Genomic DNA, 22,848 nt, shown 5'->3' on the forward strand with positions numbered 1-22,848 from the left:
ATGCGGGTACCTCTCTCCGGCCTTCCGAGGCGCGTCTCGATCTACGAGGTCGGGCCGCGGGACGGGCTGCAGAACGAGAAGGCGGTCGTCCCCGTGGACGTCAAGTCCGAGTTCGTGACCCGGCTGGCCGCCGCGGGCCTCCGCACGATCGAGACGACCAGCTTCGTCCACCCCAGGTGGGTACCGCAGCTCGCCGACGCCGAGGACCTCCTCGACGTGCTGCCCCGCTCCCCCGACCTGCGCTACCCCGTCCTCGTCCCGAACGAGCGGGGCCTGGAACGGGCGCTCCGCAACGGCGTCACCGAGATCGCGATCTTCGGCAGCGCCACCGAGTCGTTCGCCCGCCGCAACCTCAACCGCACCGTGGACGAGTCGCTCGACATGTTCGCGCCCGTCGTCGAGCGCGCCCACGGCGAAGGGCTCTGGGTGCGCGCCTACATCTCGATGGTGTGCGGCGACCCCTGGGAGGGCGACGTGCCCATCGAGCAGGTCGTGTCGGTCGCGTCCCGGCTGATGGACCTCGGCTGCTCCCAGCTCAGCCTCGGCGACACCGTCGGCGTCGGCACGCCCGGCCACGTCACCGCCCTCATCGAGGCGCTCGGCGCCGCGGGCATCGGCACCGAGCGGCTCGCCGTCCACTTCCACGACACCTACGGGCAGGCCCTCGCCAACACCCTCGCCGCCCTCCGCGCCGGCGTCACCTGCGTCGACTCGTCGGCGGGCGGCCTCGGCGGCTGCCCGTACGCCGAGAGCGCCACCGGCAACCTGCCCACCGAGGACCTCGTCTGGATGCTGCACGGCCTCGGCATCGACACCGGCGTCGACCTCGGCAAGCTCGTCGAGACCAGCCACTGGATGGCCCGCCACCTCGGCCGCCCCAGCCCGTCCCGCGTCGTCCAGGCCCTCGCCCCCCGATCGGAGTGACCCCCCTTATGATCAACTTCACGCTCAGCGACGAGCAGGAGGAGCTTCGGCGCACGGTCGAGCGGTTCGCCCGCGAGACGGTCGCCCCCGTCATCGGGGACCTGTACGAGCGCGGCGAGTTCCCGTACGAGATCGTCGCCGCGATGGGCCGGATGGGCCTGTTCGGGCTGCCGTTCCCCGAGGAGCACGGCGGCATGGGCGGCGACTACTTCGCCCTGTGCCTGGCCCTGGAGGAACTCGCCCGCGTCGACTCGTCCGTGGCGATCACGCTGGAGGCCGGCGTCTCGCTGGGCGCCATGCCGATCTACCGGTTCGGCTCGCCCGAGCAGAAGAAGCGGTGGCTGCCGCAGCTCACGTCCGGTGAGAAGCTGGCGGGCTTCGGCCTGACCGAGCCGGGTGGCGGCTCCGACGTCCCCGGCGGCATGCGCACCACCGCCCGACTGGACGGCGACACCTGGGTGATCAACGGCTCGAAGTCGTTCATCACCAACTCCGGCACCGACATCACCGCGTTCGTGACGGTCACGGCCTTCACCGGCGACGGCGAGATCTCCACGATCATCGTCCCCAACGGGACCCCGGGCTTCACCGTCGGGCGCAAGTACTCCAAGGTCGGCTGGTCGGCGTCCGACACCCGCGAGCTGTCCTTCGACGACGTGCGCGTCCCCGCCGAGAACCTCGTCGGCGAGCGCGGCCGCGGCTACGCCCAGTTCCTCCGCATCCTGGACGAGGGCCGCATCGCGATCGCCGCGCTCTCCGTCGGCCTCGCCCAGGGCTGCGTGGACGAGTGCCTCCGCTACGTCGGCGAGCGCGAGGCGTTCGGCCGGGAGATCGGCCGCTACCAGGCCATCCAGTTCAAGGTCGCCGACATGGAGACGCGCGCCCACACCGCCCGCCTGGCCTACTACGCCGCGGCCGCGAAGCTCCTCGCCGGCGAGCCGTTCAAGAAGGAGGCGGCGATCGCCAAGCTCGTCGCGTCCAACGCCGCCATGGACAACGCCCGCGACGCCACCCAGATCTTCGGCGGCTACGGCTTCATGAACGAGTACGCGGTCGGCCGCTTCTACCGCGACGCGAAGATCCTCGAAGTGGGCGAGGGCACCTCGGAGGTCCAGCGCATGCTGATCGCCCGCGCCCTCGGCCTCCCCGCGTCCTGACGCGGCACGCCACCGGCCGTCAGCCGATCTTCGAGAAGTCGATCAGTGTCGTCCCGCCCTTGCCCTCGATGAACAGCTGCGGGTCAGAGTCGTCGCGCCTCGGCGCGATCGCCTCGTTAAACCGTCGAACACCCGTGTCGAGCAGCGCGCCGGTCTCAAAGTCGTACAGGACGTGGTTCCTCGGCAGGTGACCTGACGGGAAGTAGGGGAGGAACCGTCCGTAGATGACGCCCTCCCGCGGCGCGATGAATGCGTCGACGGGCATCGACCTGCCGGCCTTCCCGTCCCTGCGCTGCACGGCGGCCACCGCGTCCCCGTGATAGGCGACGCCGGACGCGGGGCCGCCGACGCACCAGATCACCCCGCATGACCACGCTCCCTTGAACGGCGCGAGAACGGCCTCTCGGCGCTCCCCCGTCCGGACGTTCCGCAGCGACTTGTACTTGACGTCCCCGGCCTTGTTCGCGTCGGACGCGGGCGAGCCGATCCACGGCCAGGAGACGATCCCGAAGCCGCCGGTGCCGGGGATCTTCTCCGGCGTCCCGCCCGCCAGCGGCACCCGGTACACGCCGTCCTTCATGCCCCAGACGACGGTGTCGCCGTCGATGAGCAGCGTGGACACCGAATCCCCCCGCGTCCCCGCGATCTTGCGCGCGGTTCCACCGGCGAGCGGGGCGCCCCAGATCTCCACCGTGTCGCGTCCCCCCGCCCGGTAGGACAGCCACCAGACGACCTGGCCGCCCCCGACGGTGAAGTCGGACGCGTAAATCTTCGAGCCGCGTGGGACCACGATGTCGGTGATCACCGTGGCCTTCCGGGCGTCGAGGTCGTAGGACCACAGCTTGTCCGACTTCTCGAAGGACGACGTGGTCGCCCCCACCAGTGTGCCGTCGTCCAGGAGCGCGACCGGGTGCAGCGCGCGCCCGTTGGGCAGCTCACCGGGAATGCTCCGGACCGCGTCCGGCCACCGATCACGCAGCTTGACCGGCGCGCCGAGGTCCGCGCGCGACACCGGCTTGAGCTTGCCGGGCGCGGCGACGGGAGGCGCCTCCTCACCGGACCGCAGCAACCCGCCGGCCGCGCCCGTCCCGCCGACGACGACCGCAATGGCGAGCGCCGCGGCGGACGTCCGGCGGCGCCGCCTTCTCCGGTGTCCCGCCTCGACACGCTCCAGCAGCCCCGGGTCGGCCGCGGGCGCCTTCCGCGCCGCGGTCGTCAGGGTGCCGCGCAGAGCACGATCCAGGTCATCGGTCATGGTGTCCTCCCGTGGTAGCCGGGGCGGCGGCCGGTAGCCAGTCCGCGCGAAGTTTGCCGAGTGCGCGGGCGGCCTGGCTGCGGACCGTCCCGCGCGAGATGCCGAGCACCCTTGCGATGTCCTCGTCCGCCAGGTCCTCGTAGTAGCGCAGGACCAGCACCGCCCGCTGTCGCGGCGGAAGCGCCGCCAAGGCCGTCCACAGCCGCGGGTCGTGCTCGGCCCGCTCGATGCCGCGGTCGTCGTACCGCTCCTCCGGCACGCTGCCGACCAGTTGCTCCCGTCTTCGCCGCCGCCACAGGCTGATGTGCCGCCGCGCCATGATCGTGCGGACGTACCCCTCGGGATCGTTCTTGTTGACGACCCGGTCCCAGGCGCCGCGGAGCCTGACCAGCCCGTCCTGCACCAGGTCCGCCGCGTCGTCGGCGTTGCCGGTGAGCACGTAGCCGTAGCGGAGCAGAGCCTGCGCACGAGTCGTTACGAAGTCCTCATACGTCACGTCGTCGTTCAAAGGGCCTGTCCTTCCCGTCGCTCCCAGGACGCCCGACTTCCCGGATCTGTTGCACGGCCCGCCCCGGACGAGACCGGTAGGGTCGGCAGATGCTCCAGCGCGCATACGGCATCGCCCGCTCCCTGGTCATGTACTACGGCGTGCCGGGCAAGCACCGACGCGCGACGCGCCTCTACGGCGAGTTCCTGCGCCCCGGCGACCTCGCCTTCGACATCGGCGCGCACGTGGGCGGCCGGATACGCGTGTGGCGGCACTTCGGCGCACGAGTGGTCGCGGTCGAGCCCCAGCCCGACTGCCTGAGCGTCCTACGCCTCTTCTACGGCCGCGACCAGAACGTCACCATCGTCCCAGGAGCCGCCGGGGCAAAGCCGGGCCGCGCGGAACTGGCACTCTCGACGGCGACGCCCACGGTCTCCTCGATGTCCCCCGACTGGATCAAGTCGGTGACGACCGACAGCAGCTTCGCCCACGTCCGCTGGGACAAGACGGTCGAGATCGAGGTCACCACGCTGGACGACCTCATCGCCGCCCACGGCGTACCTGCCTTCTGCAAGATCGACGTAGAGGGCTTCGAGGCGGACGTCCTAGCGGGCCTGACCCACCCCGTCCCCGCCCTGTCCTTCGAGTACGTGCCCTCAGCCCACGACGCCACCCTGGAAGCCCTCCGCCACGTGGAACGGCTCGGCACGGACGCGGGCGGCTACGTCTACAACTACTCCCCCATCGAAACGATGAAGTTCGCCAGCCCCCGCTGGCTCGACGCGGCCACCCTGGAGCGCCAGCTAGACCGAATCCGCCCCCGAGGCCGCTCCGGCGACATCTACGCCCGCCTCCGCGACCGATCCTCATGACCGGCGGTAACCCATGAAGACGGTGAGTTCGGACAGCTCCCGCCGGGTGACCTCGGAGAAGCGGCCGCGCATCTCGCGCTCGATCCGCGCCAACTGATCGTCACGCAGCATGAGGCTGCGGGCGATCTTGGACGGCCGCCGACCGCCATGCCAGGCGATGACCACCCGGCCGCCCTGGCGGGTGACCCGGCGCGACTCGTCCAGCCCCTTCTCCAGGCTCTGCCAGAGGCCGACGGTGTTCACCGAGACGACGCAATCGAACTCGGCGTCGCCGAATCCGGTGTCCTCGGCGGTGCCGACCCGGAGATCCGCCTTGGGCCCGTGCTTCCGGGCCATATCGCGCATCTCGGGGGACGGATCGACGCCGCAGACGCGTCCCGCGGAAGTCCGGAGGAGCCCGCGGACCAGCCCGCCCGGCCCGTACCCGACCTCCAGGATCCGCTCCCCCGGCCGTACGTCGAGCAGGTTCAGCACCTCGTCCTGCCTGTTCATCCGCAGCATGAGCCGCCCGGCCAGCCGACCGAGGCGCCCTCTCGGCAGCGCGAAGGGCGAGCGGGTGGCTGCGTCCGAAGTCCAAGGCGTCGTCTCCACGTTCCAGGACATTCCCGCCCATCCCACTGTGAACCGACCGGTGACACGAACTGCGAGCCGCGCCACCACGTCCTTCCCGACAGCCCTGACACCGCCTTGCCGGGGCCGGCGCGGCCTGAGTGTCCGCAACAATGTCGAGGAGGTCGCCGATCTTGGTGCACCGACGTCAGGGACCCACCGGGTGTCTCAGATACCAGCCACCGGTCAAGTTCTCACCAGGACCACAGCCCGCCAACGAACTAACGATTTACGACACCAGCAGGGTCTCGATCTTGTGGGTGGCCGAACCGTCATCGGCGCGCCCACTCCTCAGCCATCCGGGATATGCGGAGTATAGACTCGTCCGCCGGGAGCGAGACCGACTTCAACGCTTCCCAGGACATCCGATACATGTGTGTAATGCTGTCATCCTGCAACTCTCCCGTTGTGGAGAGAGTGTCAATATAAACGACGTCGGGAAAAATCACATCGTAGGATGAGGCAAACTCGAGAAGTGTGAATGTATCAGAGAAGACAGGTGCCCTGTGCACATTTAAAGGCAAAATGTATATTTGCACGTTCGGCATGACAGCCAGTTCCAGAAGACTGAACATCTGCCTTCTCATGACACCGCCATCACCCACGACTCTCAGCAGGACGGATTCGTCGATAACAGCAGAAAAGAGGAGCGGACTCTTCCGGTGCAGCAGTTCCTGACGGCGCATGCGAGATTCTAGCCGACGCGCAACTTGGCGCGGAGTCGATACAGCGATCACCCTGCCGCTCTCCAGCACATGGTGTGCGTACTCCTCGTTCTGCAGGAGCCCAGGGATGGAATAGGTCGTGAAGGTCAGTGCGGTGCACGCCTCGTCTTCCAGGGCAACATACGCGGCGAACTTTCCAGAGAGCACATCGCTATAACTTCGCCACCATCCTTCCTGTATGGACGCTTGGGCAAGAGCCAGGAGCTCTCCGAGATGCGTCTCGTCCACACTGTAAAGCTCGAGAAGCAGCCGTACGTCGGAGACGCGAGCGCCGATGCGAGCGTTTTCGATCCGGCTCAGCTTAGAGGGCGACCAGTCCAATCGCGCCGCAATCTCCTCGACCGTCAGGGCAAGTTGCTCCCTCAGGCGTCGTAGCTCAATCCCGAGTCGACGCCGACGGACGGTCGGCGCTACCGCCACCTTACCTCCAGCAGATCGCTTCTGCGCTTTGGGGGCCTAAGAGCCAACAATCTTGCACATTTCAGTGGAAGCCCATCCTTTTGCGGGATGGACCATCCACCGTCGGAGCCGACAGGACCTTATCGCCAGGAACTTGGCTAGAAGTTAAAAGATCTTCATTGACGGTCGATTCCCTAGTCGCACCACCTTTCGCGTGCGTACTGAGATATGCAACGCAGCGAGTCTTTACCGGAGAGGGAGACCGCCCTCATTGAAGCCCATGAGCGCTGATATCTTTCCGTTAGGGACTCGTCCAGAAATTCAGCCGCCGTCATCCATGAATTGTCTATGTAGACGACATCGGAGAGGTTGACATCCTTCTCGTCCTTAACGGCGGGAGGTTTTGGTTTGTCCTCGGTGGAACGAAATTTGAGAAGTATGAACGCTTCGCCCACGATGGGCTCCCGATGAACGCCGAGGGGCAGCACCCTGATCGTGATGCCGGGCAGTTCGGAGAGCGAAAGCAGTTTAAGCATCTGCCGCCGCATGACGTCGTGGCCGCCGATCGTCCGTTGCAGCACGGATTCGTCGATGATGGCGTCGAACTTGAGCGGGTTCTCCTTTCGGAGAAGTAGGTCCTGCCGGCGCATCCGCACCTCGACGCGGGTCGATATCTCGCGGTGCGTGTCAACGGTGACGGCCCGGGCGCTTTCCAGCGTACGCCTCGCATACTCCTCGTCCTGGAGAAGGCCAGGCACGGTGTACGTCGCATAGGCCAGCGCGGAACTCGCCTCGGCCTCCAAGGCAACGAACTTGGCGAATTGCTCCGGCAGTACCTGCTGGTACCGATGCCACCAGCCGCGCCGGGTCGCGGCCTCGGCCAAGGCGAGGATCTCTCCCTTGCGCCCCTCGTCGACCTGGTACAACTCCAGCAGCAGGCGTACGTCGGAGACCCGGACGCCGATCCGGGCGTTCTCGATCCGGCTGAGTTTGGACGGGGACCAGCCTAGGCGGGTGGCGATCTCTTCGGCCGTGGCGTCGAGGTCTTCCCTCAGCTTGTGAAGTTCTTTTCCGAGACGGCGCTGACGGGCCGTAGGAGTTGCCGCCACGATGCCTCCAAGGCCGGTCGCCGCCGTGAGCTATCTTTCGAGGCGCCTTACTTTGCAAGTTGCACGGGCATTCTACGACATTCAGCGGTCATCAGACTAGACAACGCCCTGGGCCGCCACCTGCAGGTACAACCCGACAAGTCAACTAGGTGGGACTATTCGGTCAGCATACTGGCCTCACCGCCACATAGCCATTCCCCTTCGTGTGCATCTGGCTGTGCATCTTGCAAGATCTTCACTAACTACGCAAACTGGCCATAACGCTCCAAGAGTGGTCAATCACACCGACACAGTCGACGCGGTTCGGAGACCCCGCATCCGGAACGTCAGCACGGCTCGCGAGGCGACGGCGGCTCGCCGGGCCACCTCCAGGGCCACGACTCCTTCGTGGCCGTGCTCCGAGGCCCTGCCCATCGGTGGGGCATGCCGGCGGAAAGGCGAGATTGGGGGTCGTTCCGGTGAGCAGTCAGCCAGTGCACAGGAGCATCCTGGTCCTCGACATCGAGGGGTCGACGGCGGCCGTGCGGACGAATCCGATCAGGCAGGAACTGCGGTCGCAGGTCTACGAAATGCTCGGCCAGGCCATGGACTACACCGGGATAGAGGGCGGCTGGTGCGATCCGTTCGAGGATCGGGGCGACGGCGTGCTCGTCCTGCTGCACCCGGTGGACGAACTACCTAAGACGCTGCTGTTGTCCCGGCTCGTCCCGAAGCTCGCGCAGCAGCTCGCCGGGTACAACGCGGACCTTCCGGTCGCCGAACTGCCTCGCCTCGGGCTGCGGCTGCGGGCCGCCGTGCACGCGGGAGAGGTCCACCGGGACGGCAAAGGGTGTTTCGGGGAGGCGGTCGATCTGGCGTGCAGACTGCTCGATGCGCCGAAGCTGAAGCAGTGCCTGCGCGACACCCCGTCCCCCCTGGTCCTCGTAGTGTCCGAGGACATCTACTGGGGGATCGTGAGGCACGGGTACGAAGGCATTTCCCCTGCCACCTACCACCCGGACCTGAAGGTGTCCGTCGGTGGGCGGCGGCGTCAGGGCTATGTGCATGTGCCGCCCGTACTGCAACTCACGGCGGCGCTGCAGGACCACGTCGCTTAGGCCGGGCGGGCTTCCAGGACGGTGAAGGTCGGGCTGTGGGCGGGGATGCCGCTGAAGCGGAGGCCGGCGCGGGCGAAGAGGGCCTCGTACTGGGACTGGGTACGTTGCAGGCCCCCGCGGGTCATCACGAGCATTTCCAGGTCCAGCCACTTGATACGAGACGCGGCCGGGCCTTCGCGGAGGATGGCTTCGGCGACGAGGACGCGGCTGTCGGGTCTCATGGCCCGGCGGCAGTTGGTGAGGATCTGGACGGCCCGGTCGTCGTCCCAGTCGTGGACGATGTGGCTGAGGACGTAGCTGTCGCAGCCGGACGGCACGGAATCGAAGAAGCTCCCCCCGATCGCCTGGCAGCGGCCTTCAGCGAGGGCCTCACGGAGGGGGCCGTCGGCGGCGTTGTCGACGACCTCCGGCAGGTCGTACAGGATGCCCTCGGTGCCGGGGTTGGCGGCGAGTGCCTCGGCGAGGACGACGCCATGGCCGCCGCCCACGTCCACGATCGCGTGGCCGGGAGGGAAGTCGCAGGCGGCGACCACCGGGGCGATGAACTCGCCGGAGAGGGCGATCATCGCTGCGTTCAGGGTCTCGCCGTCGGCGGGGTTGCCGCGCAGGTGGTCGAAGACCTCCTGTCCGTGGACGTGCGTGAACGCCGGTTCGCCGGTGCGGACGCTGTGCTCCAGGGCGCTCCAGGCGTCCCGGTGGAAGGACGAGCCGCTCAGCAGCGCGTAGCCGCGCAGGGAGGGGACGTCGCTGCGCAGGAGGTCGCCCAGCGGGGTCCCGCTGAAGAGGCCGTCCTCGCGTTCCTGGACGATGCCGACGTCGGAGAGGGCACGGAGCAGGCGGTGCAGGGTGGGTGCGTCCGCGTTCACTGCGGCGGCGATGTCGGCGGCCGAGCGGGGGCCGTGGGCGAGCCGGTCGGCGATCTTCAGGCGGGCGGCCACGCTCACCGCCTGGGCGACCCAGCCGCCGGTGAGCAGGCCGATCATCGACACGGCCAGCGGGTTCTCCGGCACCTCGGTTGACATGACGCCTCCCATGTTCGACCACCAAGGGTATTACCCGAACTACGAATAGTGGCGGAGGACGGTTGGACGCTCCCACCCGACAGTGTTGGCAGGGGCCGGAGGCGCGCCCCGGAGGGAGCGGTGTTGGGTGCGTCACATCGGGTTCACCTCACGGGTGGTCGAGGGTGCTCGTGGACGGGTGGGGAGCAGGGAAATTTGTCGGGGCCGGGCGGAATACTCCGGGAAGCCGCGGGAGTTAATCGTTCGCGGAAGTGTCAGTCGCTGCAGTATTTTGCGGCAGTACCCCCTGAGACGTGACCACCTGGTCCCTGCGTGCCCGCATGCGGGGCCTGACGATTGGATGTGAGTTGACCGCTCCCGCATCTCCCAAGATGGCGGAAGGCCCCAAGGAGGAGCCCGACGCAGGCGGAGGTCTAGATCGCGGCGTGCTGGCGGTGGCCGGGGTCGTCGTCCTCGGCGCGATCATGTCGATCCTGGACGTGACCGTCGTCAACGTCGCCATCAACGACCTGGCCAGGGAGTTCAACACCACCCTGGCGACGATCCAGTGGGTCGCGACGGGTTACACCCTCGCGCTGGCCACGGTGATCCCGATCACCGGGTGGGCCTGTGCGAGGTTCGGCACCAAGCGGCTGTACATGGTCTCGCTGGTGCTGTTCGTGCTCGGCTCGACGCTCGCGGGGTTCGCGTGGTCGGCCGAGTCCCTGATCTTCTTCCGGGTCCTGCAGGGCCTGGGCGGCGGCATGATCATGCCGGCGGGCATGACGATCATGACGCAGGCGGCGGGGCCGCAGCGGGTCGGCCAGGTGATGAGCATCATCGGCGTCCCGATGCTGCTCGGGCCCATCATGGGGCCGATCCTCGGCGGCTGGCTCGTCGACGACGTGTCGTGGCGATGGATCTTCTTCATCAACCTGCCGATCGGCATCGTCGCGCTGGTGCTGGCCGCCCGGATCCTCAAGCCGGACGAGCCCCAGCCGGCCGAGCGGCTCGACTTCATCGGGCTGCTCCTGCTGTCGCCGGGTCTGGCGTCGCTGATCTACGGTGTCGCCCGCGGCGCCGAGGAGCGCGACTTCCTGCTGACCGAGCCGCTGGTATTCACCCTCGTCGGGGCGGTGCTGGTCGTCGGGTTCGTGTTCCGGGCCCTGAACGCCCGCAACCCGCTGATCGACCTGCGGCTGCTGAAGCGCCGGTCGGTGGCGGCGGCGTCGGGCACGATGGTCCTCTTCATGATCGCGTTCATGGGCGCGATGCTGCTGCTGCCGCTGTACTACCAGGCGGTGCGCGGCGAGGGCGCGATGAGCGCGGGCCTGCTGCTGGCCCCGCAGGGCCTCGGCGCGATGGTCACGATGCCGATCGGCGGGCGGCTCACCGACCGGATCGGGCCCGGGCGGGTCGTGCTGGTCGGCATGACCGTCGTGGTGGCGTCGGTGGCGGCCTTCGCGGCGCTCCTCGGCGCGGACACGTCCTACTGGGCGCTCGGCTCGGTGCTGTTCGTGATGGGTCTCGGCATGGGCATGACGATGATGCCGACCATGGCCGCGGCCATCCAGACCCTCTCCCACGACGAGGTGCCGCGCGCCAGCACGATGCTGAACATCATCCAGCAGGTGTCGGCGTCCATCGGTACCGCGATGCTGTCGGTGCTGCTGGCCCGTCAGCTGACGGCCAAGCTGGGCGGCGGGGCCGGCGGCGAGATCGGCGGTTCCGCGGAGGTGCCGCCGGAGGTGATGGAGCGGATCGTCGGCCCGATGGCGGACGCGTTCCAGCACACCTACTGGTATGCGGTCGGGCTGCTCGCCCTGGCGTTCCTGCCGGCGCTGCTGCTGCCGCGCAAGAAGCCCGAGGTGACGAGCGTCGACGCGCCCATGCCGATGCACTGAGCGCGCCTCTGCCGCGTCGAAGGCCCCGGCCGGGATCCCGAGTGACCCGGCCGGGGCCTTCGCCGTTCAGGGCCGTCTCAGGCCGTCGCCGGACGGTCCGCCCAGTACTCGTCCTTCAGCAGCCGCTTGTAGAGCTTGCCGGTCGGATGCCGCGGAAGCTCCGGGCGGAAGTCGACCGAGCGCGGGCACTTGTAGTGGGCGAGCTGGTCGCGGCAGTACGCGATGAGCTCGGCCGCCAGCTCGGGACCGGCCTCGTCCATCGACAGGGGCTGCACGACGGCCTGCACCGCCTCGCCCATCTCGGCGTCCGGGACACCGAAGACGGCGACGTCGGCGACCTTGGGGTGCACGGCGAGGACGTTCTCGGCCTCCTGCGGGTAGATGTTCACCCCGCCACTGATGATCATGTAGGCGCGGCGGTCGGTGAGGTAGATGAAGCCGTCCTCGTCCACGTACCCGACGTCGCCGAGGGTGCTCCAGCCGCGGCCCTTCGGGTCCCTGGACGCCGCCGTCTTGGCGTCGTCGTCGTGGTACTCGAACTGGGGGCCGTTCCCGAAGTACAGCGTCCCGGGCTCACCGGGCGGCAGTTCGTTGCCCTCTTCGTCGCAGACGTGGACCTCGCCCAGGACGCACCGCCCGACGGTGCCCTTGTGGGTCAGCCAGTCCTCGGAGTTCGTGTAGACGAAGCAGTTGCCCTCGGTCCCCGCGTAGTACTCGTGCAGGATCGGGCCCCACCACTCGATCATCCGCTCCTTGATCGGGATGGGGATCGGCGCGGCGGCGTGGACGGCCGCGCGCAGGCTCGACACGTCGTAGCGGGCGCGGGTCTCCTCCGGGAGCTTGAGCATCCGGATGAACATGGTCGGCACCCACTGGCTGTGGGTGACGCCGTACTTCTCGATGGCCGCGAGCGCGGACTCGGGGTCGAACTTCTCCATCACCACGACCGTCGCGCCGAAGCGGTGCATGGTGATGCAGTAGCGCAGCGGTGCCGCGTGGTAGAGCGGCGCCGGTGACAGGTAGACCGAGTCGGCGTCGGGCTGGAAGAGCAGCGAGAGAAGCTGGTAGAGCGGGCCGGGCTCGCCCATGGGCGCCTTGGACAGAGCCGGCTTCACGCCCTTGGGGCGGCCGGTCGTCCCCGACGAGTAGAGCATGTCCACGCCTTCGCACTCGTTCTCGATGGGCGTGGGCGGATGCTGTGCGACGCGCTCCTCGTAGGAGTCGTAGCCGGGTGCCGTGCCGTCGAGCATGAGGCGCAGCGGCACCTCCGGCGGGGCCTTGGCGGCGGTCTCCATCGACGCGGTGGCGATGAAGACCTTGGCCCCGCAGTTGTCGACGATGTAGGCGAGCTCTTCCTGCTGGAGCCGCGTGCTGATGGCGGTGTAGTAGAGCCCGGACCGCTGTGCCGCCCAGGCTATTGCCAGGTACAGCGGATGGTTCTCCAGCATGAAGGCGATGTGGTCCCCCGGGCGCAGCCCCTCCGCGTGGAGCAGCTGCGCGAGCCGGTTGGACTCCTCGTTGAGTTCCCGAAACGTGATGACCTGCCCGGAGCCCGCCATCACGACGGCGGGCTTGTCGGGCGTCTGTGCGGCGATCTGCCCCAGATGCATGGCCGCACGCTACCGGGCCGGACGGCGGAATGGAATCCCGTTCGGTTTCCGGCGCGAGCGGTCATCCCGCCACGTCAGACCAGCATGTGGTCGAAATCGCCGTCCTTGGCCCCTCCCACGAAGGCCTCCACCTCCTCGCGCGTGTAGACGAGCACCGCTCCCTCGGGGTCACGGGAGTTGCGCACGGCGATCTCCCCGTTGGGGAGTTCGGCCATCTCGACGCAGTTCCCGGACGGGTTACTGCGCCGGCTCTTCTGCCAGACGAGCTCGCTGCGCCAGACGTCCGACATCGCTTGGCCGTCCATCGTTGCCCCCTCTAGGCGTCTCAGCCTTCCCGCAGGAAGGCCGCGATCTCGCCCCACCCCACACAAATGGTACGAGATGCACGTGCATTCGTTCTTGCATTCGTTCATGCAGACGGTCTTGCATCTGCACGGCTTGGGGAGCAAGATAGCGAACGCTCGCCGGTGACCGACCCCGCACGCCTCTGAGGTTCTGACCATGACCGTTGACCAGGCAGACGAAGTCGCAGCTCCCACCGCCATGGGAGGCGGCCGGCCGCGGCACGGCGCGGCCCTTCACCCCTGGCCGGACGCCCCCAGGGCGCCGCACGGCCCGCACGGATCGGCGAACGGTTCCGCGGCCGTCCCGGTCGTGGAGCCCGGCCTCGCCGGGCTGTGGCCCACGCCGCACACGGGCACGCCGCGCATGGCGCGGCGGGTGTTCCCCGCGGAGATCACGACCCCGCGCTCCGCACGCGAGTTCACCCAGGCCACGCTGGGCGAATGGGGCCTGGCCACGGGCGTCGAGGACGTCGTGGTCGCGGTGTCCGAGCTGGCCACCAACGCCCTCCGGCACGGCATGGAGGGACTCCCCCAGCCGCTGCCGCTGTGCCCCATCCAGCTCGTGCTGATCGGGCACCCGCGGCGCCTCGTCGTCTCGGTGACCGACCCGGGCGGGCGCCCCCCCGAGCCGCTCCCGAGCGACCCGGACCGGTTCGTCGAGGGCGGCCGCGGCCTCCTCGTCGTCGGTGCGGTCAGCGACGCGTGGGGCTGGGCACGGCTCGCCACCGGCGGCAAGGCCGTCTGGGCGGCCTTCGACCTGCCGGTCAGCCCTCCGCGGACACGGGAGCCGGCCGCGCCTGGACGGAGCGCTCCGGACGCTCCAGCTCACTGAGGAAGGTGCGCGCCCAGCGGTCCACGTCGTTCTCGATGACGCGGCGGCGCATCACGCGCATCCGCCGCGCCTGCTCGGCGGGCTCGGCCGCGAGGGCGGACAGCAGCGTCCCCTTCAGGCCGTCGATGTCGTAGGGATTGACCTGGAACGCGCCCCGCTTGAGTTCGGCTGCGGCGCCGGTGAACTCGCTGAGCACGAGCGCCCCGCGCAGGTCCTTGCGGCACGCCACGTACTCCTTGGCGACCAGGTTCATCCCGTCCCGGAGCGGGGTCACGACCATGACGTCCGCCGCCAGGTAGAGCGCGGTCAGCTCGGGACGGTCGTACGAACTGTGCATATAGTGAATGACCGGAAAGCCCAGCTCGCCATACTCTCCGTTGATTCGCCCGACCTGCTGCTCGATCTCCTCGCGGAGCAGCTGGTACTGCTCGACCCGCTCCCGGCTCGGCGTGGCGATCTGCACGAACACGGCCTGCCCCGGCTTGAGGTGGCCGTCCTCGAACAGCTCGCCGAACGCCTGCAGCCGCTGCGTGATGCCCTTGGTGTAGTCGAGGCGGTCGACGCCGAGCAGGACGGTCGCGTCCCCGAGGTCGTTCCGGATCTCCTGCGCCCGCTCCTGGACCTCCGGGCTCCCGACCAGCTCGTCGAGCTCGCCCACGTCCACCGAGATCGGGAACGCGCGGGCCCGCACGAGCCGGTCGTCCCAGTAGACGTCCTGCTTGACGTAGCGGGCCTCCAGGAGCCGCCGGCACAGCCGCACGAAGTTGGCCGCCGCGCCCGGGAGCTGGAAGCCGACCAGGTCGGCGCCGAGCAGGCCCTCCAGGATCTGCCGCCGCCACGGCAGCTGCCAGAACAGCTCCAGCGGCGGGAACGGGATGTGCAGGAAGAACCCGATCCGCAGGTCGGGCCGCAGCTCGCGCAGCATCCGCGGGACGAGCTGGAGCTGGTAGTCCTGCACCCAGACGATCGCCCCGTCGGACGCGACCTCGGCCGCCGCCTCCGCGAACCGCCTGTTCACGCGGACGTAGGCGTCCCACATCGCGCGGTCGTAGACGGGCGTGGCGACGACGTCGTGGTAGAGCGGCCAGAGCGTGGCGTTCGAGAAGCCCTCGTAGTAGAGCTCGACCTCCTCCGCGGACTGCGCGATGGGGTGGAGCGACATGCCGTCCTCCTCGAACGGCTCGATCTCCTCGTCCGGCGCACCCGTCCAGCCGATCCAGGTGCCCTTCCTGTTCCGCATCACCGGGGCGATGGCGCTGACCAGCCCGCCGGGGCTGCGCCGCCAGCGCGGGATACCGTCCGCTCCCACCTTCCGGTCGACCGGAAGCCGGTTGGCCACCACAACGAACTCACTACCGCGCGACACCTGCGACCCGCCTCTCAAGGAACTCTCAGCGATCACTCATGCCCAAAAACGGTCATCGGGAACATCTTGTCACTTCGACGGTAAGGCGCGGTGCTCCGCAAAGGGAGATGTCAGGCGGCCGGGCGGCCCATCGCGGGGATTGGAGCGGGCCATATTGCTTTCCCGCAAGGTAACCGATGTTTACCGGCCGGTCACGTCGCCGAACACCGCCGGACGAATTGTGACTTAGATCACATAGTGGTATTTAATGCCAGCATGTGAACGAGCGTTCACCAGCGACGGCGAGCGGCCCCGCAGGCGTCCCGCGGAGGTCGCGGGCGCAGGCGGGGCCGGACAGGGCACGGGCGAGGCCGGGCAGGCGGGTCAGACCGGCGCGGACTCCCGCTCGGGCGCCTCTTCGCGGCGCCCCCACAGGACCGCGTCCAGGGAGAAGCGGCCGGCGCCCACGAGGGCGAAGAGCAGCGCGATCGCGCCGAGGACGAGGACGTACTCGTAGCCGCCCTCGCGGGAGTAGAGCCCGTTGTCCATGTGGGCGTACCAGAACGCCCCGCCCATGACCACGGCGATCAGCACGCCGGCGACCGGGACGAGGACACCGGCGACGAGCGCGGCGCCGCCGAGCAGCTCGACCCAGGTGGCGAAGTGGGCGGACAGGCCCGGCAGCGGGATGCCCATCTCGGCGAAGGAACCGGCGACACCGGCGTGCCCGGTGTCGGTGAGCTTCTGCCAGCCGTGCGCGATGAAGATCACGCCGACGGCGAGCCGGCCGATGAGAAGGCCGGCGTCGGTCAGGGCGGGGTGGCGGCGGGCTGGGAGCATGCCTCGTCTCCTCCGGTGGGGCGATGGACGGAACCAGCAGAACGGGACCGGACTAGCGGAACGCCAGCCAGAATGATTCAAATTCAGACCATCTAGAAAATTCAAGCCATCTTTCACGCCAACTAGAATCACCGCATGAGCGATGCGGGCGAGCCCCTGGAACCGCGGGAACTGCGCGCCTGGATGGCTTTCCTGGCCGCGGCCCACCTGGTCGATCAGGAGGTCGAGCGGCAGCTCAAGCGGGACGGCGGGCTCTCCCACCCCGAGTTCGAGGTGCTCGTCAAGCTGCACGGCGCGGCGGGCGGCCGGATGCGCATGTCGGACCTCGCGCGCGAGGTGATGGTGTCCAAGAGCCGCCTCACCTACCAGGTCACCCAGCTGGAGCGGGCCGGGCTCGTGAAGCGGACCGGCTGCGAGTCGGACCGCCGCTCGGTCTGGGCGGAGCTGACCGGCGCGGGCGCCGACGCGCTCGCCGGGGTCAGGCCGGGGCACCGGCGCGTCGTCCGCGAGGCCCTGATCGAGGTGCTGACCCCCGAGGAGATCGACACGCTCGGCGACGCGCTCGGCCGCGTGGCCGCCCGCCTGCGCGACCGGTGACCGCCGCGTACGGGATGCTGGGGCCATGCTTCACTCCAGTGGGCCTGACTCCAGTGGGCGCGGCCGGGAGGGGCGCGATTTCGGGGGCATCGTGGAGTGCCCGCCCGTCCGCGTGGTGCGGCCGGGCTCGGCGGACGAGGTCGCGGACGCCGTCCGCGCGGCCGCCGCGCAGGGCGCCGAGGTGGTGCCGCGCGGGCTGGGGCACTCGACGTACGGCCAGTCGCTGACCCGCGGCGTGTCGCTGGACCTGCGCGGCCTCACCGGCGTGGACGTCGGGGAGCGGCAGGCGGTGGCCGGGGCGGGCGCCACGTGGCGGGAGGTCCTGGCGGCGACCCTGCCGCTCGGCCTGACCCCGCCCGTCCTGACCGACCACCTCGACCTGACGATCGGCGGAACGATCTCCGCGGGCGGTGTCGGCGGCGAGTCGCACCTTCACGGCACGCAGGCCGACAACGTCGGCGCGCTGGACGTCGTCGTGGACGGCGAGCCCGTGACCTGCTCCCCCGCCGTCCGGCCCGCGCTCTTCGACGCCGTCCGCGGCGGGCTCGGCCGGCACGGCGTCATCACCGCGGCGACCCTGCGGCTCGTCCCCGCACCGGAGCGGGTGCTGTGCTGCACCATCCCGTGCCTGGACGCCGCCGACGTCCTCCGCGTTCAGCGCGAGACGGCCGCCGAATACATTTCGGCGCAGGCGAAACCGTCGGAGGACGGCTGGAGGTACGAGGCGAAGGCCGTCCTGTACGGGGACGGCGGCGCGCCCCCTGCCGGCACGTCGGAGACGGAGGAACTCCCCTATGCCGCCTTCTGCGACCGCATGCGTCCCGACGTCGAGGAACTGATCGCGCTCGGCGAGTGGGCGCGCCCGCACCCCTGGGGGATGGTCTTCCTGCCCATGCCCCGCGCCGCCGCCGTGATCGAGGCGACGCTCGCGGCCATGACCGCCGGCGACCTCGGCCGCAGCGGCGTCATCCTGATCAAGGCGCTGCGGGTCGGGCGGGTGCCGATGCTGGCCGCGCCGGCGGATCCCGTCCTGTTCGGCGTGCTGCGGACGGCCTCGCCCGGCTGCGCGTCCGTGCCGGAGATGCTCGCCGCGAACCGCGCGCTGCTCGACCTGACCCGCGCCGCCGGCGGCACCCGGTACGCGGTCGACTCGGTTCCGGGGTGACGCCCGCGGGCCCCGCCCGGCTCCTCCGGCCGGTCACAGGGCGAGGGGGATGACCTCCGCTCCCGGGAGTCCGGCGAGCGCCTTGCCGGGCAGGAGGATCTTGGACTTGCGCAGGCCGCTGCCGATCACGACGCGGGACGCGGCGGCGGCCGCCTCGTCCACCAGGACCGGCCAGCCCGCGGGCAGGCCGGCCGGGGTGATGCCGCCGTACTCCATGCCCGTGAGCGCGGTCGCCTCGTCCATCGGCGCGAACGACACCTTCCGCGCGCCGAGGTGCCTGCGGACGACGCCGTTCACGTCCGCGCGGCCGTTGGCGAGGATCATGCAGGCCGCGTAGGCGACCTGGCCGCCGCGCTTGGCGGCGACGACCACGCAGTTGGCGCTGAGCTCCAGCGGTACGTCGTACCGCTCGCAGAACGCCGCCGTGTCGGCCAGTTCCGGGTCGATCGCGGCGACCTCGGCCTGCGGCAGGTCGCCGATCACCGCGGCGACCGGCTCCGCCAGCAGGTCCCGGTGCTCGTTCGCCGGCCGCCAGTCGAGCGTGCCCACCATGTCGCGCTTCCCCTTTCGTCCTCTCCGGCTTCCAGCCTGCCACGGGTCTTGACGCGGAAACGCCGCTCGTGGTCCAGTGGCTGAGCCACTGGACCACAGACCGGAGTGTTGATGACGTCCTCGCCGATCCCCCGCGACACAGTCGTGGACTCCCTCGTCGACCGGCTGCGCGACGACGTGCTGAGCGGCCGCTACCCGCCCGGCTCCTACCTGCCGCCCGAGCGCGAGCTGGCCGCCGGATACGCGGTCACCCGGACGTCGCTGAAGCACGCGATCGTCCGCCTCGCCCAGGCCGGGCTGCTGGAGACGCGGCACGGCGTCGGGACCCGCGTCCGCGACTACGAGCGGCTCGGCGGGCCCGAGCTGCTGCCGATGCTGGTCGCCACGGCCGGGCCCGCCTGGATGCGGGAGATCTTCGAGGTGCGGCGCGAGGTGGGCGCCCAGGTGGCGGCCAAGGCGGCGGCGAACGGCACGCCCGAGCACCGCGACCGGCTGCGGGAACTGGCCGCGCGGCTCCGGGACGCCGGCGACGCGGACGCGGCGCAGCTCACCGAGTGCGAGATCCACCGCGTCATCGCCGGCGCGACCGGCAACCGGGTGTACGGCTTCCTGGTCAACTCGCTGCTGAACGCCTACCTGAAGGTCCGGGAACGGTTCACGCACGCGTTCGCCGACCCCGCCGCCGCGGCCGCCCGGATCGCGCCGCTGATCGATGCGCTGTGCGCCGGGGACCCCGCACGGGCCCGCGAGGCGGCGGCGGCGTACTTCGCCGAGACCGAAGCGATCATGGTCACCGACCCGGAGAGGAGCTGCTGATGGCCCCGTCCGCGAGCGTGCGGCGTACGACGTTCGACGAGGTGATGGAGGGCACCGTCCGCCTCGCCGGGGAGGACCGCGACCGCCCGATGCGGCTGGATCTGTCGGTGGACCTGCCCGGGGTGCTGCGGCCGTGGCGCGACACCGAGGGAGCCCTGACCGGGCACGTGCGCGTGCCGGGCTGGGCCGACGACCGCTCGGCGGCGGGCCGGCTCCGGGTCGCCCCGCTCACCGCCCGCCGGATCCGCTACACCATGGACTTCACCGGCCACGACGGGCGGCGCCTGCACCTGGACGGCTGGAAGTCGATCGACCCGCGGCGGCCCGTCCGCTCGATGACCACCCTCCCGGTCACGGTGACCGGCGAGGACGGGACCGTGGCGGGCGAGGGGCTGCTGCGCTTCGACCTGCGCCGCGACCTGGTCCGCTTCGTCGCCGGTGCCCGGTTCCCCGGGCCCGACCCGATGCGGTCGCGCTGGCGGGGCCAGGCCGGGCGGCTGGAGGTCTGGTACACGACGCTGACCGACCCGGTGACCGGGACCGGATTCTGGGTCCACCACGAGCTGCTCGCGCCGGACGAGGGCCTGGAGGAGGGCCCGGACGGGGTCGCTGCGCGCGCGCACGGCTGGGCGGCCGTCTTCCCGCCCGGGGAGCGGCCGGTCCTCGCCCGGTTCGGTCCCTACGGGTGGGACCGTCCCGAGGCCGGGTTCACCGCCGGGCCCGTCGCGCACAACGGCGACCGGCTCACCGGCACCGCCGGGACGATCGCGTGGTCGCTGCGCGAGACCGGCGGCGGAGAGCCGGTCTACACCTTCCCGCGCTGGGCGTGGGAGGCGGAGCTGCTGCCCGCGGCGCAGATCGTCCCGCGGCCGTCCGCCGCCTACGACGGGGTGGTCCGGTTCGGTGACCGCGTCCTCGAACTCGACGGCGCGTCCGGCGCGTCGGCCCGCATCTACGGGCACGGCAACGCGCGGCGCTGGGCCTGGCTGCACGCCGACCTCGGCGGCGGCGACGTCTGCGAGATCGTGGCCGCGGTCTCCACCCGGCCGGGGCTGAACCGGCTGCCGCCGCTCCCGTTCGTCCGGCTGCGGGTGGACGGCGCGGACCTCCCCTCCGGCGACCCGCTGCTCGCCGCGCGGCGCCTCAGGGCGGACATCGGGCTGCCGACCTGGACGGTACGCGGCCGCCTCGGCGACCGGGCCGTCCTGGTGGAGGTGACGCAGCACCCGGAGGAGACCGTCGCGGTGGACTACGCCGACCCGGACGGGGCCCCGGCCGTCTGCCACAACTCCGAGCGCGCCGACGTCCGCGTGGTGCTGGCGCGGCGCGCCGGGCGCGGCTGGGAGACCGAGCGGGAATGGCGCCTCGACGGCACCGGCCACGCGGAGGTCGGGCTGCGATGAGCGCCATGACCGGGGCGGTCGCCACCCTCCTCGGCATCGAGGACGCCGCGGACCTCGCCCGCGTCACCGCCGGCGCCGAGACCATCGCGGGCTCGCTGCCCGCCCCGGCGCGGCTCGGCCTGCGCACCGGCGCGGGGACGCTGGACGTGCTGGCGCGGCTCACCACCGGGCACGCCCTGGACGGCCTGGACCCCGCCGGCCGCGACGCGTTCTGCGCCCGGGTGACCGCCCGGCCGGCCACCGCCCGGATGGTCGAGATGATGAAGATCCCGCTGCTGCTGGCGGCCGGCACGGAGCTGCTGCCCGCGCCGCCGCCCCCGCACGGCCTGGCCCGTCCCGATCCCGAGCTGGACTGCACGCCGTCCGCGGAGTGGCCCGGGTGCACGACCGCCGACGCCGTCGTGATCGGGTCGGGGGCGGGCGGGGCGATGGCGGCCCGCGCTCTCGCCCGGCGCGGGATGTCGGTGGTCGTCCTGGAGGAGGGGCGGCGGTTCACGTCCCGCGACTTCCGGGAGCGCCCGCCGCTCGACCGCTTCCTCGACCTGTACCGGGACGGCGGGGCGACCGTCGCGCTCGGCCGCCCGCCCGTGCTGCTGCCCGAGGGCCGCGCGGTCGGCGGCACCACCGTGGTCAACAGCGGCACCTGCTACCGGACGCCGGAGCACGTCCTGCGGCGGTGGGCGGACGCCGGCGCGCCCGTCGACGGGTTCGGCGCCCGCCTGGACGAGGTGGAGGCGATCCTGCGCGTCGCGCCGCAGCCGATGGGGCCGCTCGGCCGCAACGGGCTCATCGCGCTCGCCGGCGCGGAACGGCTCGGCTGGCGCGCGGCACCGCTGCGCCGCAACGCGCCGGGCTGCGTGGGCAGCGCGCAATGCGCCGTGGGATGCCCGCACAACGCCAAGTACGGCGTGCACATGAACGCGCTGCCGCAGGCGTGCGAGGCGGGCGCCCGCATCGTCAGCGAGGCGCGGGCCGAGCGGATCCTGGTCGAGCGCGGCACGGCGACCGGCGTGCGGGTGCACCGCCCCGATGGAACGTTCTTCGAGATTCTCGCGCCGCGCATCGTCGTCGCCGCGGGCACCACCCGGACGCCGCTGCTGCTGCGGCGTTCCGGCCTCGGCGGGCACCCGCGGCTGGGACGCGGCATGGCCGTCCACCCGGCGACGAACCTGGCCGGGCGCTTCGCCGAGCCGGTCGTGTCGTGGTCGGGCGTGATGCAGAGCGTCGGCATCGAGGAACTGCACGCCGACGGCATCCTCATCGAGGCGACGGCGACCCCTCCCGGCATGAGCTCGTTCCCGCTGCCCGGCCTCGGCCGGGAACTGCGCCGCGAACTCGCGGGCGCCGACCGCCTCGCCGTGCTCGGCGCGATGATCGCCGACGCCCCGTCGGGCCGCGTCCACGGTGCCCGGCACCGCGCGCTGATCCGCTACGACCTGGCCCGGGAGGACGCCGCCCGGCTGCGCCGCGCCCTCGTCGCGATGGGCCGGGTGCTGTTCGCCGCGGGCGCCGAAGAGGTGCTCACCGGCCTGGCCCGGAAGCCGGTCGTGCGGGACGAGGCGGAGCTGACCCGGGCCGTGGCCATGGCCGCGCCGGCGGACCTGCACCTGGCCGCCTTCCACCCCACCGGGACCGCGAAGCTCGGCGCGGACGGCGCCCGGGCGCCGGTCGACCCGGCGGGGCGGCTCCGCGGCGTCCGGGGCGTCCACGTCGCGGACGCCTCGGTTCTGCCGAGCTGCCCCGGGGTGAACCCGCAGCTGACCATCATGGCGATGGCCCTGGCCGTCGCCGAGGGAATCGAGTAG

The 22,848-nt window shown here is 70.8% G+C and carries 22 protein-coding genes; 11 read left to right on the forward strand and 11 right to left on the reverse strand.

Annotated features, from left to right (window positions below; all coding sequences use genetic code 11):
* Together E1289_RS14745 and E1289_RS14750 are read left to right on the forward strand one after the other, a co-directional pair.
* Window positions 1-924: a hydroxymethylglutaryl-CoA lyase gene (locus E1289_RS14745; protein WP_207928968.1), complete on the forward strand. Its 924-nt coding sequence runs from the start codon at window positions 1-3 to the stop codon at window positions 922-924.
* An 8-nt stretch (window positions 925-932) separates the two neighbouring features.
* On the forward strand, window positions 933-2,081 hold the full coding sequence (locus E1289_RS14750; RefSeq protein ID WP_131980342.1) for an acyl-CoA dehydrogenase family protein: 1,149 nt from the start codon (window positions 933-935) through the stop codon (window positions 2,079-2,081).
* Between the two features lie 19 nt (window positions 2,082-2,100).
* Here the strand turns inward: E1289_RS14750 and E1289_RS14755 are convergent, their stop codons facing one another.
* A complete protein-coding gene (locus tag E1289_RS14755) occupies window positions 2,101-3,336 on the reverse strand; it encodes a hypothetical protein (protein WP_131980344.1) in 1,236 nt (411 codons plus the stop codon).
* Window positions 3,326-3,844 (reverse strand): SigE family RNA polymerase sigma factor, encoded by a 519-nt coding sequence (locus E1289_RS14760; protein ID WP_243712829.1) that lies wholly within the window; start codon window positions 3,842-3,844, stop codon window positions 3,326-3,328. Before E1289_RS14760 ends, E1289_RS14755 begins: the two co-directional genes overlap by 11 nt.
* Window positions 3,845-3,933: 89 nt before the next feature.
* On the opposite strand from E1289_RS14760, the gene E1289_RS14765 reads away from it, so the two are divergent.
* Window positions 3,934-4,695, forward strand: a complete 762-nt coding sequence (locus E1289_RS14765) for an FkbM family methyltransferase (protein WP_131980348.1) — start codon at window positions 3,934-3,936, stop codon at window positions 4,693-4,695.
* Here the strand turns inward: E1289_RS14765 and E1289_RS14770 are convergent.
* The 3 genes from E1289_RS14770 to E1289_RS14780 form a co-directional block, all read right to left on the reverse strand.
* Window positions 4,690-5,187 carry a methyltransferase domain-containing protein gene (locus tag E1289_RS14770; protein WP_165970474.1) on the reverse strand — a complete coding sequence of 166 codons (498 nt, stop codon included), beginning with the start codon at window positions 5,185-5,187 and terminating at the stop codon, window positions 4,690-4,692. The genes E1289_RS14765 and E1289_RS14770 overlap by 6 nt on opposite strands.
* A gap of 389 nt (window positions 5,188-5,576) precedes the next feature.
* Entirely contained in the window at window positions 5,577-6,449 is an 873-nt protein-coding gene (locus E1289_RS14775; protein WP_131980352.1) for a helix-turn-helix transcriptional regulator, read from the reverse strand.
* A 173-nt stretch (window positions 6,450-6,622) separates the two neighbouring features.
* Window positions 6,623-7,537: a helix-turn-helix transcriptional regulator gene (locus E1289_RS14780; protein ID WP_243712830.1), complete on the reverse strand. Its 915-nt coding sequence runs from the start codon at window positions 7,535-7,537 to the stop codon at window positions 6,623-6,625.
* A gap of 458 nt (window positions 7,538-7,995) precedes the next feature.
* Between E1289_RS14780 and E1289_RS14785 the strand changes: the two genes are divergently transcribed.
* Window positions 7,996-8,634 carry a hypothetical protein gene (locus E1289_RS14785; protein WP_207928969.1) on the forward strand — a complete coding sequence of 213 codons (639 nt, stop codon included), beginning with the start codon at window positions 7,996-7,998 and terminating at the stop codon, window positions 8,632-8,634.
* Here E1289_RS14785 and E1289_RS14790 read toward each other — a convergent pair.
* Entirely contained in the window at window positions 8,631-9,656 is a 1,026-nt protein-coding gene (locus E1289_RS14790) for a methyltransferase (protein WP_165970475.1), read from the reverse strand. The genes E1289_RS14785 and E1289_RS14790 overlap by 4 nt on opposite strands.
* Window positions 9,657-10,003: 347 nt before the next feature.
* Here E1289_RS14790 and E1289_RS14795 point away from each other — a divergent pair, with 347 nt between their 5' ends.
* Entirely contained in the window at window positions 10,004-11,539 is a 1,536-nt protein-coding gene (locus tag E1289_RS14795; RefSeq protein WP_243712831.1) for a DHA2 family efflux MFS transporter permease subunit, read from the forward strand.
* A gap of 77 nt (window positions 11,540-11,616) precedes the next feature.
* Here the strand turns inward: E1289_RS14795 and E1289_RS14800 are convergent, their stop codons facing one another.
* Together E1289_RS14800 and E1289_RS14805 are read right to left on the reverse strand one after the other, a co-directional pair.
* Entirely contained in the window at window positions 11,617-13,149 is a 1,533-nt protein-coding gene (locus E1289_RS14800; RefSeq protein WP_131980360.1) for an acyl-CoA synthetase, read from the reverse strand.
* A gap of 74 nt (window positions 13,150-13,223) precedes the next feature.
* Window positions 13,224-13,454 (reverse strand): DUF397 domain-containing protein, encoded by a 231-nt coding sequence (locus E1289_RS14805; protein WP_132052613.1) that lies wholly within the window; start codon window positions 13,452-13,454, stop codon window positions 13,224-13,226.
* A gap of 196 nt (window positions 13,455-13,650) precedes the next feature.
* On the opposite strand from E1289_RS14805, the gene E1289_RS14810 reads away from it, so the two are divergent.
* Window positions 13,651-14,325, forward strand: coding sequence for an ATP-binding protein (locus E1289_RS14810; RefSeq protein ID WP_131980364.1), 675 nt, complete (start codon window positions 13,651-13,653; stop codon window positions 14,323-14,325).
* Here E1289_RS14810 and E1289_RS14815 read toward each other — a convergent pair.
* Window positions 14,258-15,691, reverse strand: coding sequence for a trehalose-6-phosphate synthase (locus tag E1289_RS14815; protein ID WP_131980366.1), 1,434 nt, complete (start codon window positions 15,689-15,691; stop codon window positions 14,258-14,260). The genes E1289_RS14810 and E1289_RS14815 overlap by 68 nt on opposite strands.
* A gap of 363 nt (window positions 15,692-16,054) precedes the next feature.
* Complete coding sequence (locus E1289_RS14820; RefSeq protein ID WP_131980368.1) at window positions 16,055-16,510, reverse strand: DoxX family protein; 456 nt, start codon at window positions 16,508-16,510, stop codon at window positions 16,055-16,057.
* 135 nt (window positions 16,511-16,645) lie between these two features.
* Between E1289_RS14820 and E1289_RS14825 the strand changes: the two genes are divergently transcribed.
* Together E1289_RS14825 and E1289_RS14830 are read left to right on the forward strand one after the other, a co-directional pair.
* Complete coding sequence (locus E1289_RS14825) at window positions 16,646-17,107, forward strand: MarR family transcriptional regulator (RefSeq protein ID WP_131980370.1); 462 nt, start codon at window positions 16,646-16,648, stop codon at window positions 17,105-17,107.
* A 25-nt stretch (window positions 17,108-17,132) separates the two neighbouring features.
* Entirely contained in the window at window positions 17,133-18,272 is a 1,140-nt protein-coding gene (locus E1289_RS14830; RefSeq protein WP_131980372.1) for an FAD-binding protein, read from the forward strand.
* Window positions 18,273-18,305: 33 nt separating this feature from the next.
* Here the strand turns inward: E1289_RS14830 and E1289_RS14835 are convergent, their stop codons facing one another.
* Complete coding sequence (locus E1289_RS14835; protein ID WP_131980374.1) at window positions 18,306-18,824, reverse strand: YbaK/EbsC family protein; 519 nt, start codon at window positions 18,822-18,824, stop codon at window positions 18,306-18,308.
* Window positions 18,825-18,935: 111 nt separating this feature from the next.
* Between E1289_RS14835 and E1289_RS14840 the strand changes: the two genes are divergently transcribed.
* From E1289_RS14840 to E1289_RS14850, 3 genes are read left to right on the forward strand one after another with little or no spacing between them, the layout of a single operon-like run.
* Window positions 18,936-19,640, forward strand: coding sequence for a GntR family transcriptional regulator (locus tag E1289_RS14840; protein ID WP_131980376.1), 705 nt, complete (start codon window positions 18,936-18,938; stop codon window positions 19,638-19,640).
* A complete protein-coding gene (locus E1289_RS14845; RefSeq protein WP_207928970.1) occupies window positions 19,640-21,043 on the forward strand; it encodes a hypothetical protein in 1,404 nt (467 codons plus the stop codon). The genes E1289_RS14840 and E1289_RS14845 overlap by 1 nt, the downstream gene beginning before the upstream one ends.
* On the forward strand, window positions 21,040-22,848 hold the full coding sequence (locus E1289_RS14850; RefSeq protein WP_207928971.1) for a GMC family oxidoreductase: 1,809 nt from the start codon (window positions 21,040-21,042) through the stop codon (window positions 22,846-22,848). Before E1289_RS14845 ends, E1289_RS14850 begins: the two co-directional genes overlap by 4 nt.

The organism is Actinomadura sp. 6K520 (assembly GCF_004349245.1).
Taxonomy (GTDB): Bacteria; Actinomycetota; Actinomycetes; order Streptosporangiales; family Streptosporangiaceae; genus Spirillospora.